The organism is Carboxydocella sp. ULO1 (assembly GCF_002049255.1).
Classification (GTDB): domain Bacteria; phylum Bacillota.
The window spans coordinates 1-395 of the sequence record NZ_BDLQ01000137.1 but is presented as its reverse complement, the minus strand read 5'-3'; the positions used below and the strand labels follow the sequence as shown (position 1 = coordinate 395).

At 47.6% G+C, this 395-nt stretch carries 1 pseudogene; it reads left to right on the top strand.

Annotated elements, in window-relative coordinates:
• Positions 1 to 395 (top strand): annotated as a pseudogene (locus tag ULO1_RS14025) (phage portal protein); the annotation flags it as partial.

The following is a 395-nucleotide window of genomic DNA, read 5'->3' as shown; positions in this document are numbered from 1 at the left end:
TCTGAAGTGCCAGAGTTTGCCTTTGGCGTTCATACTCCTTCCAGCCATGCCAGCGTGAAAGAGCAGATGCCGCTCCTAATCCGTAGAGTGGCCAGGAAGCGTGAAATGGTCACCGAGTGCTGGCAGTTACTTGTTCGTATGCTTTTGGTTATGTACAGCAAGGCTACCGGTAAGAAATTTGACAGCTATGATGTGATGATTACATGGGATGCGGTCGTAGAGCGTGATGAAAAAGAATATGCAGAAACCGTAAAAACAATAGTAGATGCGCTTAACATTGCTTTACAGGGTGGATTTATCAGCCTAGAAGCAGCTGTGGATCTATTGAAGCAGTACGTGGAGACTATGCGAGATTACGTAACCGATGATCCAGAGCTGCCCGGCGAACGTGAACG